This is a genomic window from Oceanobacillus sojae, from assembly GCF_900162665.1.
GTDB lineage: Bacteria > Bacillota > Bacilli > Bacillales > Amphibacillaceae > Oceanobacillus > Oceanobacillus sojae_A.
In genome coordinates this window covers 839,880-854,314 of record NZ_LT727813.1, presented here as the reverse complement: position 1 = coordinate 854,314, position 14,435 = coordinate 839,880, and the positions used below count along the sequence as shown (strand labels likewise).

The window sequence follows — 14,435 nt, the reverse complement described above, 5'->3', positions numbered from 1 at the left end:
GCTATTTTGCAAATTGGCCGTTATCGACTCCAAAGACATTAATATCTATATCAATATCAGAGTTGTCATCCCACTTTTCTGTTACTAAGCTTCCTCTCAAAAAAGAATCTTGTACACCATACTGTTTTTTAAAGAAATTTATTAATTCATCGGCTAATTCAAGTAAGGATGAAATAATAAGTGCCATAATGGTTATCCAAGAGGTGGAGCGTATAAACTTCTTATTACAGATGGGCATTTAGTAACGAAAGATCGTGGGAAAAGATTACACAATGAGAAGAGTTAATCAAAATCTGTCTGCAGCGATTTTCTGATGGGCTTATTAAAGTAATTCTCTGGAACATGTGATAAAATCGATATATATAAATCTTGGAGGGATAGCTATGTTTGGGAAGCTTTTTAAAAAGAAAGAGAATCAGGAAATTGAATTATTTGCTCCAGTTGATGGAGAAGTAATCCCTTTGGAAGAAGTGCCTGATCCAGTATTCGCTGAAAAAATGATGGGAGACGGAATTGCTATTAAACCATCTAGTGGAAAAGTTGTATCACCAGTTGATGGAGATATTGTACAAGCGTTCCCGACAAAGCATGCAGTAGGGATTAAAGCTGACAATGGAGCGGAAATTTTAATTCATATTGGTTTAGAAACAGTTGCTTTGAATGGAGAAGGATTCACAATCCATGTCAAAGAAGGGGATAAAGTCAAAAAAGGCGATGCCCTTGTTGATGTGGATTTGGCAATAGTAGGTGAAAAAGCTGTAAGTACTGTTACACCAATGCTTATTACAAATATGAGTGATATCGAAGCTTTAAATAAACAAGATGTGAAGCAGGTTCAAGCTGGGGAAGATGTTGTTATTACTGTTAAATAAAAGAAATTAGCAATAAAAAAATTTGCTGGTACTGAAAGAAGACAAGAGATACTTAAAGAAGCAGCAGTCCGCTTTGAAGTAGAGGACTGCTGCTTCTTTATTTAAGTCTTGTATTTTACTGAAGTCTTTTTCTTCATAGGGGCGAATAAATGCTTTTTCGTTGTTTTTCAAATTTATTTCCATATTAGAATTCCTTTCTTAAAGATATTCTTTTTTATTCCTTTATCATTTTTTTACCGCAATCTTAATGTCTCTCACATCAATCACTCCATCGCTGCTTCAGAATTTTTGTTCTTTGAATTTATAAATGCTTCTTATAAAATCTATTTATTATACGGGTATATATAATGATCTTACTTACAAATTGATATACCTGCAATCAAAGGTATCTAATTGTTTGTAAGGAACATTTAAAATATCGAAAGCATAGGCTGCACAGTAGGGAATTTACCTAATTTATAAGTGAGGTGTCTAATTTGACTAATCCATTTAACCCAAATCAACATATGGATTTTTATAACCAGCAGCAGCCCCAACACTATCAGCAATATCCCCGGAATTATCAGCAGCCGAATATGGGGCAAAATTCGATGGAGCAGCAGGTTTTATCGGCAGTTAATCCGGTAATCAATCACGGAATGAGGGAAGCACAGCATCTTGGCTATCCACATGCATTAAGAGAAGCTGTAGCGATCGCTTACCTGATGGGACAGGGGCAGGATTTTCAATCAGCGTGGCAAACGGTAGAGTCCTGGTGGAGACCGCAGACTCCTGCACAGCCTGGGACTTTTTATTAAGAGTAAAGTAAATGAATAATAAGAAAAAATGCCGATTTTTGATCGGTATTTTTATTGGTTTAGAAACGTTATGATATTTTTCAAATGAATAAGTATCGCTGTTTTGTTCTGTAGTGGAAAATAAAACTCCCATGAAATAAATTTTTCTATGTATGAGCTAATATCACTCTAGCCGAAGAATAATATTAGCTTTAAGCAGTTAATCCGAAAATTTTTTAGCTTACTTTTCCACATCTTTAGAATTTCATCGTACAGCACTAGATAACCGGATAATACTGCTCGTAAACAGGATTTATAAAATAAGGCGGCCTGGGCCCGATTTTCGGCAATTGGAACATATGCTGATTTGCCGTATACAATACGTCTACTTTTTTATTGGAATGCTTTACTAATAAAAGTGTCGCCTCAGGGTTGTAATAATATTGCTGCATAACAATTTCCTCCTTGATTTGCTTCTCCTTCATACCTTATTCATATTTCTATAATGTGGAACGGAACCTTTCCTCTTTTCACTATCTCCGCCCAAGTGTCATAAAGTAACCTATCCAGGTGATTTCAAGGAGGATGTTTATGACACAGGATAAATCAAATAAACCAGCAGATCAAAAATATCCGATGTATCCAAACTACGGGAAAATAACACAGTATGAAGAGGTTGCAATGACTGTACCTGAGCAGCGGCAATATCGGCAGCCGGGGCTGGAAAAATGGATGGTGCCCAGGCCAATTATTGAGAATGTAAATGAAAAAGGAAGTAATAGGCTTGCTGATAAGACTGCACTTATCACTGGAGGAGACAGCGGAATGGGAGCGGCAGCTGCAATTGCTTTTGCCAAAGAGGGTGCAGATGTAGCTATTGCTTATCTGGATGAGCATGAGGATGCAAATCGGACAAAAAATCGTATTGAAGAGCTTGGGCAGCGCTGTATATTGCTTGCAGGAGATTTAAGGGAGAAGCGCCAGTGCAGTTATATTGTAGAAAAAACGATTGAAACGTTTGGGAAACTGGATATCCTCTGCAATCATGTCGGTATTCAATTTCAGCAATTAAGCCTGCTGGACATTACAGATGAACAATTCGATGATACGTTTAAAGTAAATGTATATTCCCATTTCTATACTACCCGTGCTGCACTTCCACACCTGAAAGCAGGCAGCTCGATTATTAACACGGCATCTGTTGTAGCTTATGAGGGAAATAAACAATTGCTGGACTACACTGCCACAAAAGGAGCTATCGTCAGCTTTTCAAGAGCATTGGCAAATAATTTAGTGGATCAGGGGATCCGGGTAAATGCCATCGCTCCAGGACGTATATGGACACCGCTGATTCCAGCCAGTTTCTCGGCGGATGAAGTAATGCTGGCAGGAAATCCGATGCAGCGGCAGGGCCAGCCTTTTGAAGTAGCACCTGCATTTGTTTATCTGGCGTCAGATGATTCTCGTTTTGTTACGGGTCAGACATTACACGTGAATGGAGGACAATGGACATCATCTTAATAGGAAAATTTAATTCAAACGTTTGTTTAATCATTTGTTCCTATTAAAAATATTATCAGCCCACCTATCTCTTGCATATAGTATTAACGACTAATTTTAGGGAGGATTTATCGTTGTCACAATACCTTAATTCAATAAAACAATGGTGTGAAGAAATTTTGCAAACGTATCGGGAATCAAGTGAACATCTTAGAGGAAATACTGGCGGGGAAGCATTGCAGGAGTGGAGGGATAATTTAAATCAATTTCAAGAAGAGCTTTCCAATAATCAAATTGCAGAAGAGGAGGATGCTTACAAGCGCGCCGAAGATTTATATACACAGTTAAATTCTTATCTGGAAGAGAGCATGAAGGAGAGCCGCGCAGAAGGCAATCGTGAAAGAGTTGTTCCGATTGGCGGGCATACCCTTCCGCCATTACCTTACAGCTATGATGCTTTAGAGCCTTATATCGAACGAAGAATTATGGAGCTTCATCATGATAAGCATCATCAGAGCTATGTAGACGGTTTGAATAAAGCAGAACTGGAAATGCAGCAGGCACGTTGGGATAACAATTATGATCTGATTAAACATTGGGAAAGAGAAGCTGCATTTAATGGTGCAGGACATTATCTTCACACGATATTCTGGAAGGTGATGAGCCCGGATGGAGGCGGTGAGCCAACAGGAGATTTAATGAGTGAAATCGAGCAGTCCTTTGGCAGCTATGATCAGTTTAAAGCACATTTTACAGAAGCAGCGAACCATGTAGAGGGCGGAGGCTGGGCTATCTTAGTATGGTCGCCGCGGGCAAGGCGTCTGGAAATTCTGCAGGCGGAGAAGCATCAAAACTTAAGTCAATGGGATGTAGTTCCTCTTCTCGTTCTCGATGTATGGGAGCACGCCTATTATCTGCAATATGAGAATGTGAAAGAAGACTATGTAGACAATTGGTGGAATATCGTGAATTGGACAGAGGTGGAAAATCGCTATAATAAAGCAAAACAATTAAAATGGCAGCCTTTTTAATTAAGCAAACGTATTAGCATGCTCTCAAAAGGGAGCAGTATCTTAACCGTAAATAATGGGAGGATACATCTGCGGTATGCTTTAATAATATTTATTCAAAAAATGGCTTCAAGTAGAGGGAAGCCATTTTTTAATGGAAAAGAAGTACTTAATAATTAGAAATATCTTGTTCGGATAATATAAAATCGATAAAAGCTGGCAGTTCTCCAACAAACATTTTAACACCATCTAAATGATAGAAGGTACTGGTGGTTTCAAAATCTAAAATATCATTGTTTTCAGAGTGTAGATAAATTGGTTTACCTTGCCCTAAAGCAATCCCTAATTCGATATGACTTCCCTTGCCTGCCGGACTTAATACAACAAGGAAGTCAGAGTCTTGAACCGCTTGTTTTTCTTTTTCTCCTATATCTGCTAAATCCTTGATAGTAGCTGCGTGTTGATTTTTTGTCCAATCATAAGTTTGGGTAAAGCCTTTTTCGTTTAATGCGGAAGTAAGTAACCTGACATTGCTTATATTTCGAAAGCTGGAAGCTGCGTAGTATTTCATATTTTTCCTTCTTTCATATGTATAAAGTATGACCTAAATTTAAATTATAGATTAAATCAGGTTAGTTGTATAGATGTTGCAAACTTTCAGTAAAAAGAAATTATTGAAGGAATCTTCTTGGGAAAATGCATATAATAACATAATTAGGACATAATTATGTTATTATATAAAAAAGGAGGGAGTATAATGCCTGAAATTCGACCTATAAAAGATTTAAGAAATACAATGGAAATATCTGAATTATGCCATCAGTTAGAGGAACCAATTTTTATCACAAAAAATGGTTATGGCGACATGGTTCTGATGAGCTTGGAGACTTATGAAAAATCATTAGCAAAGCTGGATCTATACGAAAAATTGGCGCAAGCAGAAAAACAGCTGAATCATGAGGAAAGTTTTTTAGAAGCTGAACAAGTATTTGAAAAGTTGAAAGAGAAGTATGGAAAATAATAAATATATAGTTAAGATAGCTCCGAAAGCTGTAAAAGATTTGGATGAAATTTACAAGTATATATCTGGAAATTTGTACAATCAAGATGCTGCGGATAAATTAATAAATAAGATAGAACTTAAAATTAAAAGGTTAGGTATATTTCCATTTTCGTGTGAGTTAGTAGCAGATGATATATTAAAGGATAAAGGTTATCGTAAACTTATTGTTGAGAATTATATTGTTTTTTATTTAATTAAGGACAAAAGTGTATTTGTTATGCGTGTTTTATATGGTGCCCAGAAGTATAATGATTTAATTTAATAATTTTAGATAAAGGCTAACTCAAACTGGATTTCATATGTTAGCCTTTTTTAACAGTTAAGAAAGTATAAACTTTATTACTGCATAAGTGTAACTAAGGCTGTCACCTAAAAAGCTTGGTGACAACCAAGTTTTCTAATATAAATAGATATTTACTGCAGTGAACTGTCATACTTGTTTCTTTTCTTTTATTCTTCCAAGGCCTCCTGAATATACTTATATAACGTACTATCCAAGCCATAATGCAGTGCAGGCTGGGGATTCTCAGCATAGAATTTTTCAGCATTCTTAGTGATTCCATTATCTCCATCTGAAAAAATATTCGTTAATCCCTGCCACTTTTTTGCTAACTCCTGCACAGACGGATCTTGTGGAGGAATTTGTTTTTCCTTACTGTCTTTTAATGCTTTTAAAAGATCCTTAAATTGTTTTTTCCCTAGTTTTAAAGCTGTATCACTTGTATTGAGGTAGTACTCTCTCATTTTTTGAAGCTGTTCCTCTGTAAAATAACTGGAATGATTGAACTGGATTAACTCAAAGAGTGAGGTTAGACCTTCAACGGAAATACGCTCTGATTTAACAGCTTCCATCCTGGTCTGCTCCAGCTGCTGTAACAGCTTTTGCTGCATAGTTATCTCTGATTTAACCCGATTAATCTGCTGATCCAGTGTACCCAGCATATCCTGGCTGCTTGTACGAATAATCTCTTTTATCTCCTCCAGAGGCAAATGCATTTTTTTCAATACAAGAATTTGTAACAACAGCTGCATATCCTCCCCGGTATAGCGCCGATGTCCTGCTTCTGTATAAAGTGAAGGTGAAAATAAGCCGATTTGATCGTAATATCTCAGTGTGCGGATGGACAGACCTGTAAGAGTGGCTAATTGACCGGTAGTCCAGTAATTTTGCATGTACTCACCTCGTTTGTAAAAGTGTTTTTATTTCAGAAGGACTGAAAGTATATTGTCTGCCGCAAATATGACATTTTGTATCGATAGAGATATTTAAGTCGATAGCTTTTTGCAATTCTTCATCAGATAACGAAAATAGAAAGCCATAAAACATTTCCTTCGAGCAGTGGCAGGTAAATTGTATCGATTTTCGTTCCATTACCTTTGAGTTATTAAAGCGCTGATTTAACTCTTTTTCTATTTCTGCATCATTCATTTCAAGCAGCAGAGGAGCAAGATTCTCTGCTGCAAATTGCTCCCGGACATACTCTAATGAACCTTCTTTTGTCCCGGGAAGTGCCTGAGCATAGATTCCATAGCTTTTGATAAGAAAGTGATTATTATCAAATTCCATGTTTGTTTGAAGCATAGTGTCTGTCTGCTCACTCTGTTTAAAATAATATGCAAAATCGTCATCCATATTTTGATAAGACATATCTGTAATCCCTGTGAATTGGTTCATTTCAAATCCCTTCATCATCCGTATAGAAGCATTTGGACCGATAAATTCCTGAAGAGATTGATCTGAATTTTGCTGCTGGTGCGCTTCTAACAGTGCTTGATTAACATAGCCGCGTACATTTCCTGCTGCATCTGTATCTGCATAAATTTTTTGCTTTTGATTAGTCAATGTAATAACAGCACTGATTCGCTCGTTAGTCTTTAAGGTTACAGAAAGCAGGCTCATAATGGAAACAGATTTAGCTAGTGCCAAATAACAGACCTTATCCTTTATTTTACTTAATTCCATGATTTCTTGTAGAACTTTTGTATTGTCCGTAAAGTATAAACGGATACTTTTATCTAAAACAAGTGCTCTGATAATTTCATTCGTCATTTTATCTGCTCCCTTCTAATAATAGGATAAAACATTACGTGACGTAAGGTTCAAGTTTAAATTTATAAAAAGATTTTGAAGGGAAATTGTATATTAGACGTTGATCATTTTGTCAGCTGATTTTTTAAGATATAATAATAACAAATAGGAAGCGAAGAACGTTTTGAGAAATTTCTTAAACGGAATCAAGAGCAATCGGGGTGGCAAAACAAATGAAGCCTGTAAATTATTCTGTGCGGGAAACGGATACACTTTATTGCGTGAAGGCATGGCTTCCGGAAGATGCAGAAGCGGTTACTATCGGCAAACTGGGAGAATTTAATTTTCCAGAGGGTTATTATGTTTACGTAGGAAGCGCAAAGCGAAATATTCGTGCACGGGTGGACCGGCATATCCAGATGGATAAAAAGTTGCGCTGGCATATCGATTACTTACGTCCTTACCTGCAAATTCAGGCTGTGCAAACTTATCCGGATATAGAAGGGGAATGTGGTCTTTTCGAAAGGCTGAGGCGGGAAAATGGCGGGACAACGCCGGTAAAAGGGTTTGGCTCATCGGACTGCAGATGCTTTTCACATTTGTTTTATACGGAGGAGAAAGTGTTAATAGATTAGGAACGAAGGAGTTTACGACAATTAGGAAAGGAAGAGCAGCATGGGAAAACCAAAGACGAAAGCAACGTAGGCGGAAGCGAAAAAAAGATGGGGTTTCACGATCCGAAAAGATCTCCCGAATGTCGTATGAAGCGGGAAATGGACAGCTTTATTGATTTTTAACGTGAGTACGTTATCCCCTAATCATCTGTCAAAAGAATATTGTAAAGAGAAGAAGGCTGATATAAGCAATTAAGTACTTATATCAGCCTTCTTCTAATGTTCTCTCCTGGCAAAGTCAACGAACCTGAACTTATCTGGACGGTGTCTGGATTCGGTATATTGAAATAATGTCGCATCATCCAAATAGACATAGTTTTTAATAACCACCACATTATAAAACCCTTCTAAATCCAATAGCTCATGATCTTCTGCTGTCGGTTCCTCAACAATAATTTCTTTTTTTGCAAAGCTGATGATAAGGCCTAATTTATTTTCAAGATAGTCATAAATAGAAGCTTCTGCGATATCCATAGAGATGTGCTGAACGGTTTTGGTTATTAAATAATCCTTGTCCAAAATGATGCGCTGTCCAGAGAAGGAACGGGTCCGAATGATTTCCCAAACCTCCTGATCCTCTGCCAGCTTTAATTGCTTCTGGATAAAATCATTTGCGCTGATTTTTGCACATTGATGAACCGTTGTAATCGGCTTTTCTCCCATTTTATCAGCCAGTTCTTTAAAGCTGACCAGACCGGATACCGGGAAATCAAATTTATTCCGTTCAATCACCGTCGATCCCTTGCCGCGGATTTTTTGAATGTACCCATTTTGGGCAAGCAGATTTAAAGCCTTCCGAATCGTTTCCCGTGATGTCTGATATTGCTCAGCTAATTCATTTTCCGACGGAAGGAATTCATTTGCTTTAAATGTTTCTTTTTCTATTTTTTGAGCCATTTCCTGATAAATAATCAAATACTTATTTCGCATCGCAACTAACTCCATTTATTTCTTTAGATAATAAACAATAGACTCATACGGCCGCAGTGAAATCGGATCTGAAACTAAAGATGGAGAATCTGTGTAATTAGAAAGTAAAATCTCACTGTCTGTAAATGTACGATGAATCGATTCAGGTAACTCCAGCTTTGCTTCTTTTGCATAAAAATTGTTTACTACTAATAGTTTTGTATCTTTATTTTCTCTTATATACGCAAAAATTGCAAAGTCATTGGGCAAAATGAGCTGATATTCTCCGTCAGTAATAACTTGATACTCTTTTCGAAGCTGGATTAGTCTTTGGTAATGGTGAAAAATAGATGTTTTATCAGCAGTTGCAGCTTCCGTATTGATTTTCTGATAATTATCAGGAAGACCGATCCAAGGAGTTCCTTCTGTAAATCCGGCATTGGCTGTATTATCCCATTGCATTGGTGTTCTTGCATTATCCCGTGATTTTTCCTGAAGAATTTCAATGATTTCCTGATCGGATAAACCTTCTGCTTTCTTTATTTTGTACATATTCAGTGATTCTACATCCCTGTACTGGCTAATATCATCAAAGCCGGCATTGGTCATTCCAATCTCTTCTCCCTGATAAATATAAGGCGTACCCTGCATCATATGAATCGTTGTTGCCAGCATTTTTGCCGATTCCTTATGATAGGTTGTATCATTTCCAAAGCGGGATACAATTCGCGGCTGATCGTGATTACACCAGAATAACGCATTCCAGCCGCCGCCTTCCTGCATGCCTGTCTGCCAGTCAGATAGCAGTTGTTTGAGATAAAGAAAATCAAACGGTGCTTTTGTCCATTTTTTACCATTTGGATAATCAACCTTTAAATGATGAAAGTTAAATGTCATACCCAGTTCTTCGCGTGCCGGATTCGAATACTTGATACAATCCTCCATAGAAGTGGATGACATTTCTCCAACGGTAATCGTTTCACGGCCTTTAAACACTTCCTGGTTCATTTCATGGAGAAATTCATGTACCCGCGGTCCGTCTGTATAGAATTTACGTCCATCTCCCGGAGCGACACTGCCGTCATCATTTGGGAAACGCTGGTCTTTGGAAATTAAATTGATAACATCCATCCGGAAGCCATCTACCCCTTTATCCAGCCAAAAGTTCATCATTTGATAGACATCATTGCGGACTTTTTCATTTTCCCAGTTAAGATCAGCCTGGGTAACATCAAAGAGATGTAAATAATAAGAACCAGTTGTTTCATCGTATTCCCAAGCATTGCCGCCGAATTTGGATTCCCAGTTTGTCGGCGGTTCTCCAGATTTGCCATCCTTCCAAATATAATAATTTCTATAAGGATTATCTTTTGATTTCCTGGCTTCCTGGAACCATTTATGTTCGGTTGATGTATGATTAACAACGATATCCATAATCACTTTTAACTCTAATTTGTGTGCTTTTTCCAGCATTATTTCAAAGTCTTCCATTGTTCCGTAGTCCGACTGAATGGCATAATAATCTGCAATATCATATCCATTGTCATTTTGAGGAGAAACATAAATAGGGGTAAGCCAAATCACATCGACCCCCAGTTCTTTGATATAATCCAATTTTTCTGTAATTCCGTTAATGTCTCCCATTCCATTACCTGTCGTATCATTAAAGCTTTTTGGATAAATTTGATAGACGACGGATTTTTGCCACCATTTTTCTTGCATAGTCAACCTCCTAAATACTGCTTTGTTTCAATTATTTCCCGTTGTATATCAATGAAAGAGGAGGGATAGACTCCCTCCTTATTTTTATTTACCTAAGCGTTTGTATGCATCTACACCCATTTTTGTTCTGGATAGAACAATTGTTAAGATAAACGGAATCACCATAGCTGCAACCATAGCTACAGCAAACATCAGCATATGTGGTAATTGAATAGATAAAATTCCAGGTATACCGCCGACACCGATGGAGTTAGCCATAACACCGGATCCGACAGATATAACTGCTGCAACAGCAGAGCCTGTCATACCGGCGATAAATGGGAACAAATAGCGTAAATTAATACCGAATAGTGCCGGTTCTGTAACTCCTAAATAACAGGAGATAGCGGCTGGAATAGATACCTGCTGCTCCTTCTTATCTTTTCGGTTAAGGTAAATCATTGCTACAACAGCAGAGCCCTGTGCAATATTAGATAAAGCAATCATTGGCCAGAGATTTGTACCATTAAATTCGCTCATTAATTGCAAGTCAATGGCATTTGTCATATGATGTAAACCTGTAATAACGAGTGGTGCGTAGGCAAAACCAAATACTGCAGCAAACAACCACCCAAATGCCGAAGTTAATCCATCATAGACAACAGTTGAGATCCATGAACCAATGGTCCAGCCGATTGGACCTAGCACAACATGAGCTATGATCACAGCTGGAAGTAATGCAAAGAAAGGTACAAAGATCATCGATACCACTTGCGGGATGATTTTACGGAGCCATATTTCTAAATAAGCTAATACGAAACCTGCTAAAATAGCCGGGATAACCTGTGCTTGATAACCAATCATTTCAATTTGGAAAAATCCAAAATCCCAGACTGGTATTTCTGTTGCTTCTGCAACGCCATAAGCATTTAAAAGCTGTGGTGAAACGAGTGTAAGACCTAAAATAATTCCGAGTACTTGCGTTGTTCCCATCTTTCTGGAAATAGACCAGGTAATAGCAACAGGGAGAAAATGAAAGATAGCTTCAGCAATTAACCAGAGAAAATCATATAATCCCGACCAAAATTGCGAGGATGCCGCTAATGTCATTGTTCCATTTTCCAGCATTTCAATTTCACCAATGACATTCCGGAAACCTAAAATCAGTCCCCCTACAACAAGTGCCGGGATAATCGGCGTAAAAATATCTGCTAAGTGCGCCATTAACCGTTGGATAAAATTCATATTTTGTTTCGCTGCTTCTTTGACATCTTCTTTAGAAGTATCGCCGACACCAGCTATTTTCGTAAATTCATTATAAAAGGAAGCGACTTCATTTCCGATAATAACCTGGAATTGTCCAGCCTGTGTGAATGTTCCTTTTACAATATCGATATCTTCAATAGCTTTTACATCTGCTTTTTCTGGATCATTTAAGACAAATCGCATTCTGGTTGCACAATGCGTCACGACAGAGATGTTGTCACTTCCACCGACTTTTTCCAATAATTCTTTTGATGGAGCTGTGTATTTACTCAATGTCATTCCTCCTTTTCATATCTTGTATATACAAGTGTTAACGTTTTCAGTTTAACTTGTATATACAAGTTTGTCAATAAAAATTTTAAGCTGTTTTATGGGGAATTGATATAATTGAATGAATATGGAATGTTGAAAGATAGATTAAGTGAAGCAGATATATGAAATTCACAGTTAATTATTCACTGGGACCGTATCAACTGATAAACGAAGATAAGGTAAATGTTGATGTTTTCAAATGCCCTGCTTTTGACATAAATGAAGATAATCCCAATATTAGAAAGGGATTATCTTCCGGGATCTGAAATATCTTCTACAAAATGTTCAGCGTACATATTCCAATATTTTTTAAAGACACGGTCTTTTTTATCATCTAAATTAAGCTGATACATTCGGAAAGTAACGAGAATATCCTTTGGCTGCCATTGTTCTTTATAAGAATATTGATAAATCATCCCCAGCTTCTGCATAACTCTCCCGCTGGCGGTGTTAAGGATATCGTGTGTTGCAGTAATATACTTGAGTCCAGTATCTTTTAGCTCTGCAATGACAGCATGACCTGCTTCTGTCACATAGCCATTTCCCCAGAATTCTTTTTTTAGTGCGTATCCAAAATCATGTCCTTCTCCCAGGCTGACAGTCACATAGCCAATCGGCAGATTATTTTCTTTTAGACAAATCGCCAAGTAGTATCCTGCATTGTTTTGATACATGGGAAGAACCCTTTCAGCATAATAGGTTTCCGCTTCTTGTATATTTTGGAGAGGGGATAAAGGCAAATATTGATTCACGACTTCATCGCTCAATATTTCATATAGCGCCTGAATATCCTTGTCTGCAGCTGTAAACAGGCGTATAATCAGTCGTTCTGTTTGGATCTCCAAGATACTATCACTCCTTTAGTTATGTCACCGCTCATAGAGTATCCGACAGGCTTGGTAATTTCATATAATTTTGTATTTAACTCTCCATATTCCTTGAACATACCTACCCCTCCATTCTATAAATATTCAAACCAGCTTTCGTGAAGAGGTTGTGAATGATATGCTTCCATTCTATAATAAAAAAAGAGAATAATCTAAATTTGAAAAGAGAGGAGGAGTCATTTGCGCATATCAGTATGGAATCAACGTCCTTAATTGGGGATGATGCCGATGTCAGTGATTAGGGAAGAACACTTACTAATGGAAGATGGCGTTGGCTGTCTTACAGTGGCTGATATAAATTCACAAAATCAATCGTGGTCCGGATCAGGAGATGAAATAAGCTCCTGTGAAGCTGGAACTAGAAGTAATCGTTTTGCAGAACAAGACGGTGAATTTGTCCCTTCTCCTTAAAAGCCTGAAACTGCAAGTAGCAGGAAAACAAACAGAACCCATTCTCCAAAGATAAAAAAATTATCTTGGAGGATGAGGACGTTGAGCAGAATAACAGAAAATACAGCCTTTCAATGTGAGCATTGCGGGGCGGGTGTGGCGGCAGTAACAAACGGGAGCTTTCGCAATCATTGCCCCTTCTGCCTATATTCAAAGCATTTGGATAATGAGCCGGGAGACAGACTTAGTACCTGTAGAGGAATCATGCGGCCAATTCAGATAGACTATTCTGGAAAGAAGGGCTATCAAATTATTCACGAATGTAACAAATGTGGAAAAAAACAGCGTAATAAAGCAGCAGTAAATACGATTCAGGAAGATGATATTCTCCGTTTCATGAAAGCATTAAATCAGTATTAGATTATTCTTTGCCTCCTTACGCTTCAACAGTAGGGAGGTGATTCATTTTTGAAACAGAAAGCAGGTGACACATTTGCAGGAAGAAGTAAAGAAAATACATATTATCGGCGGTGCGGGAAGCGGGAAAACCTATCTGGCAAGGGTGTTATCAGATATTCTTGCTATTCCGGCTGCTGATCTGGATAACTTGTTTTGGAATAAAAGCTATGGAACGAAAAAAGATCCTGCGATCAGGGACAAGGAACTGGAGGATATACTTTCACAAGATTCCTGGATTATGGAAGGTGTCTATTTTGCCTGGCTGGAGGCCAGTTTTGAAAAAGCGGATCAAATCATTGTTTTACATACAAATATGTACGTAAGGCAAATGAGAATAATTAACCGGTTTTTAAAAAGAAAGCTTCGTATTTTGCCGACTAAAAAAGAAAATATAAGAGACTTGGTGCAGTTATTAAAATGGAATGCTGCGTATGATACAAATAATTTAGTAAAAGCACAAAGAAAGATAGAGGTATATGAAGAAAAGGTGATACATATATACAGCAAGAGAGAGCTGAATCAGCTTCTGGAAAGTATCAAGCAAAAATGAATAAAAGCCTGCGATTATGTTACACGAATAAACAAAG

Annotated in this window: 19 protein-coding genes; 10 read left to right on the top strand and 9 right to left on the bottom strand. The window is 37.6% G+C overall.

The genetic code is table 11. The features are described 5' to 3' along the window. Position 1 precedes the first annotated feature (1 nt). A complete protein-coding gene (locus BN1068_RS21465; RefSeq protein WP_077604855.1) occupies positions 2-187 on the bottom strand; it encodes a nucleotidyltransferase domain-containing protein in 186 nt (61 codons plus the stop codon). Positions 188-383: 196 nt separating this feature from the next. Between BN1068_RS21465 and BN1068_RS21460 the strand changes: the two genes are divergently transcribed. Together BN1068_RS21460 and BN1068_RS21455 are read left to right on the top strand one after the other, a co-directional pair. After that, entirely contained in the window at positions 384-872 is a 489-nt protein-coding gene (locus BN1068_RS21460; protein ID WP_077604854.1) for a PTS sugar transporter subunit IIA, read from the top strand. A gap of 476 nt (positions 873-1,348) precedes the next feature. Then, the gene (locus BN1068_RS21455; RefSeq protein ID WP_139344908.1) at positions 1,349-1,669 is read left to right on the top strand and encodes a hypothetical protein; all 321 of its coding nucleotides are present in this window, start codon (positions 1,349-1,351) and stop codon (positions 1,667-1,669) included. Positions 1,670-1,926: 257 nt separating this feature from the next. Here BN1068_RS21455 and BN1068_RS23770 read toward each other — a convergent pair whose 3' ends face one another. Next, positions 1,927-2,100 (bottom strand): hypothetical protein, encoded by a 174-nt coding sequence (locus BN1068_RS23770; protein ID WP_175637222.1) that lies wholly within the window; start codon positions 2,098-2,100, stop codon positions 1,927-1,929. Between the two features lie 139 nt (positions 2,101-2,239). On the opposite strand from BN1068_RS23770, the gene BN1068_RS21450 reads away from it, so the two are divergent. Both BN1068_RS21450 and BN1068_RS21445 read left to right on the top strand, forming a co-directional pair. Then, complete coding sequence (locus BN1068_RS21450) at positions 2,240-3,169, top strand: glucose 1-dehydrogenase (protein WP_077604853.1); 930 nt, start codon at positions 2,240-2,242, stop codon at positions 3,167-3,169. A gap of 113 nt (positions 3,170-3,282) precedes the next feature. Continuing rightward, positions 3,283-4,179 (top strand): superoxide dismutase, encoded by an 897-nt coding sequence (locus BN1068_RS21445; protein WP_077604852.1) that lies wholly within the window; start codon positions 3,283-3,285, stop codon positions 4,177-4,179. A 148-nt stretch (positions 4,180-4,327) separates the two neighbouring features. Here BN1068_RS21445 and BN1068_RS21440 read toward each other — a convergent pair whose 3' ends face one another. Next, a complete protein-coding gene (locus BN1068_RS21440; protein ID WP_077604851.1) occupies positions 4,328-4,729 on the bottom strand; it encodes a group-specific protein in 402 nt (133 codons plus the stop codon). Positions 4,730-4,915: 186 nt separating this feature from the next. Here BN1068_RS21440 and BN1068_RS21435 point away from each other — a divergent pair, with 186 nt between their 5' ends. Both BN1068_RS21435 and BN1068_RS21430 read left to right on the top strand, forming a co-directional pair. Further along, the gene (locus tag BN1068_RS21435; protein WP_077604850.1) at positions 4,916-5,179 is read left to right on the top strand and encodes a type II toxin-antitoxin system Phd/YefM family antitoxin; all 264 of its coding nucleotides are present in this window, start codon (positions 4,916-4,918) and stop codon (positions 5,177-5,179) included. Beyond that, the gene (locus BN1068_RS21430) at positions 5,169-5,483 is read left to right on the top strand and encodes a type II toxin-antitoxin system RelE/ParE family toxin (RefSeq protein WP_077604849.1); all 315 of its coding nucleotides are present in this window, start codon (positions 5,169-5,171) and stop codon (positions 5,481-5,483) included. Before BN1068_RS21435 ends, BN1068_RS21430 begins: the two co-directional genes overlap by 11 nt. 188 nt (positions 5,484-5,671) lie before the next feature. Here the strand turns inward: BN1068_RS21430 and BN1068_RS21425 are convergent, their stop codons facing one another. Further along, on the bottom strand, positions 5,672-6,394 hold the full coding sequence (locus BN1068_RS21425) for a MerR family transcriptional regulator (protein WP_077604848.1): 723 nt from the start codon (positions 6,392-6,394) through the stop codon (positions 5,672-5,674). Positions 6,395-6,398: 4 nt separating this feature from the next. Beyond that, the gene (locus tag BN1068_RS21420) at positions 6,399-7,271 is read right to left on the bottom strand and encodes an Hsp33 family molecular chaperone HslO (RefSeq protein WP_077604847.1); all 873 of its coding nucleotides are present in this window, start codon (positions 7,269-7,271) and stop codon (positions 6,399-6,401) included. Between the two features lie 212 nt (positions 7,272-7,483). Here BN1068_RS21420 and BN1068_RS21415 point away from each other — a divergent pair, with 212 nt between their 5' ends. After that, a complete protein-coding gene (locus BN1068_RS21415) occupies positions 7,484-7,885 on the top strand; it encodes a GIY-YIG nuclease family protein (RefSeq protein WP_077604846.1) in 402 nt (133 codons plus the stop codon). Positions 7,886-8,140: 255 nt separating this feature from the next. Here BN1068_RS21415 and treR read toward each other — a convergent pair whose 3' ends face one another. The 4 genes from treR to BN1068_RS21395 all read right to left on the bottom strand — a co-directional run bounded on the left by treR (position 8,141) and on the right by BN1068_RS21395 (position 12,957). Continuing rightward, on the bottom strand, positions 8,141-8,854 hold the full coding sequence (gene treR, locus BN1068_RS21410; RefSeq protein WP_077604845.1) for a trehalose operon repressor: 714 nt from the start codon (positions 8,852-8,854) through the stop codon (positions 8,141-8,143). A 15-nt stretch (positions 8,855-8,869) separates the two neighbouring features. After that, positions 8,870-10,555 (bottom strand): alpha,alpha-phosphotrehalase, encoded by a 1,686-nt coding sequence (treC, locus tag BN1068_RS21405; RefSeq protein WP_077604844.1) that lies wholly within the window; start codon positions 10,553-10,555, stop codon positions 8,870-8,872. Positions 10,556-10,639: 84 nt separating this feature from the next. Continuing rightward, positions 10,640-12,073 (bottom strand): PTS system trehalose-specific EIIBC component, encoded by a 1,434-nt coding sequence (treP, locus tag BN1068_RS21400; RefSeq protein WP_077604843.1) that lies wholly within the window; start codon positions 12,071-12,073, stop codon positions 10,640-10,642. A gap of 287 nt (positions 12,074-12,360) precedes the next feature. Further along, a complete protein-coding gene (locus BN1068_RS21395) occupies positions 12,361-12,957 on the bottom strand; it encodes a GNAT family N-acetyltransferase (protein WP_217697340.1) in 597 nt (198 codons plus the stop codon). 270 nt (positions 12,958-13,227) lie between these two features. Here BN1068_RS21395 and BN1068_RS23465 point away from each other — a divergent pair, with 270 nt between their 5' ends. The 3 genes from BN1068_RS23465 (at position 13,228) to BN1068_RS21385 (ending at position 14,398) form a co-directional block, all read left to right on the top strand. After that, positions 13,228-13,410 (top strand): hypothetical protein, encoded by a 183-nt coding sequence (locus BN1068_RS23465; RefSeq protein WP_139344907.1) that lies wholly within the window; start codon positions 13,228-13,230, stop codon positions 13,408-13,410. 81 nt (positions 13,411-13,491) lie between these two features. After that, positions 13,492-13,809, top strand: coding sequence for an RNHCP domain-containing protein (locus BN1068_RS21390; protein ID WP_229720210.1), 318 nt, complete (start codon positions 13,492-13,494; stop codon positions 13,807-13,809). A 73-nt stretch (positions 13,810-13,882) separates the two neighbouring features. After that, complete coding sequence (locus BN1068_RS21385) at positions 13,883-14,398, top strand: P-loop NTPase family protein (protein WP_077604840.1); 516 nt, start codon at positions 13,883-13,885, stop codon at positions 14,396-14,398. Positions 14,399-14,435 lie beyond the last annotated feature (37 nt).

What these genes read in the sequence shown, in the direction of transcription:
- treC (WP_077604844.1), bottom strand. Translation starts at nt 10,555, where the DNA reads ATGCAAGAAAAATGGTGGCAAAAATCCGTCGTCTATCAAATTTATCCA.
- BN1068_RS23465 (WP_139344907.1), top strand. Translation starts at nt 13,228, where the DNA reads ATGTCAGTGATTAGGGAAGAACACTTACTAATGGAAGATGGCGTTGGC.
- BN1068_RS23770 (WP_175637222.1), bottom strand. Translation starts at nt 2,100, where the DNA reads ATGCAGCAATATTATTACAACCCTGAGGCGACACTTTTATTAGTAAAG.
- BN1068_RS21440 (WP_077604851.1), bottom strand. Translation starts at nt 4,729, where the DNA reads ATGAAATACTACGCAGCTTCCAGCTTTCGAAATATAAGCAATGTCAGG.
- BN1068_RS21425 (WP_077604848.1), bottom strand. Translation starts at nt 6,394, where the DNA reads ATGCAAAATTACTGGACTACCGGTCAATTAGCCACTCTTACAGGTCTG.
- BN1068_RS21435 (WP_077604850.1), top strand. Translation starts at nt 4,916, where the DNA reads ATGCCTGAAATTCGACCTATAAAAGATTTAAGAAATACAATGGAAATA.
- BN1068_RS21415 (WP_077604846.1), top strand. Translation starts at nt 7,484, where the DNA reads ATGAAGCCTGTAAATTATTCTGTGCGGGAAACGGATACACTTTATTGC.
- BN1068_RS21420 (WP_077604847.1), bottom strand. Translation starts at nt 7,271, where the DNA reads ATGACGAATGAAATTATCAGAGCACTTGTTTTAGATAAAAGTATCCGT.
- BN1068_RS21460 (WP_077604854.1), top strand. Translation starts at nt 384, where the DNA reads ATGTTTGGGAAGCTTTTTAAAAAGAAAGAGAATCAGGAAATTGAATTA.
- treR (WP_077604845.1), bottom strand. Translation starts at nt 8,854, where the DNA reads ATGCGAAATAAGTATTTGATTATTTATCAGGAAATGGCTCAAAAAATA.
- BN1068_RS21430 (WP_077604849.1), top strand. Translation starts at nt 5,169, where the DNA reads ATGGAAAATAATAAATATATAGTTAAGATAGCTCCGAAAGCTGTAAAA.
- BN1068_RS21450 (WP_077604853.1), top strand. Translation starts at nt 2,240, where the DNA reads ATGACACAGGATAAATCAAATAAACCAGCAGATCAAAAATATCCGATG.
- BN1068_RS21465 (WP_077604855.1), bottom strand. Translation starts at nt 187, where the DNA reads ATGGCACTTATTATTTCATCCTTACTTGAATTAGCCGATGAATTAATA.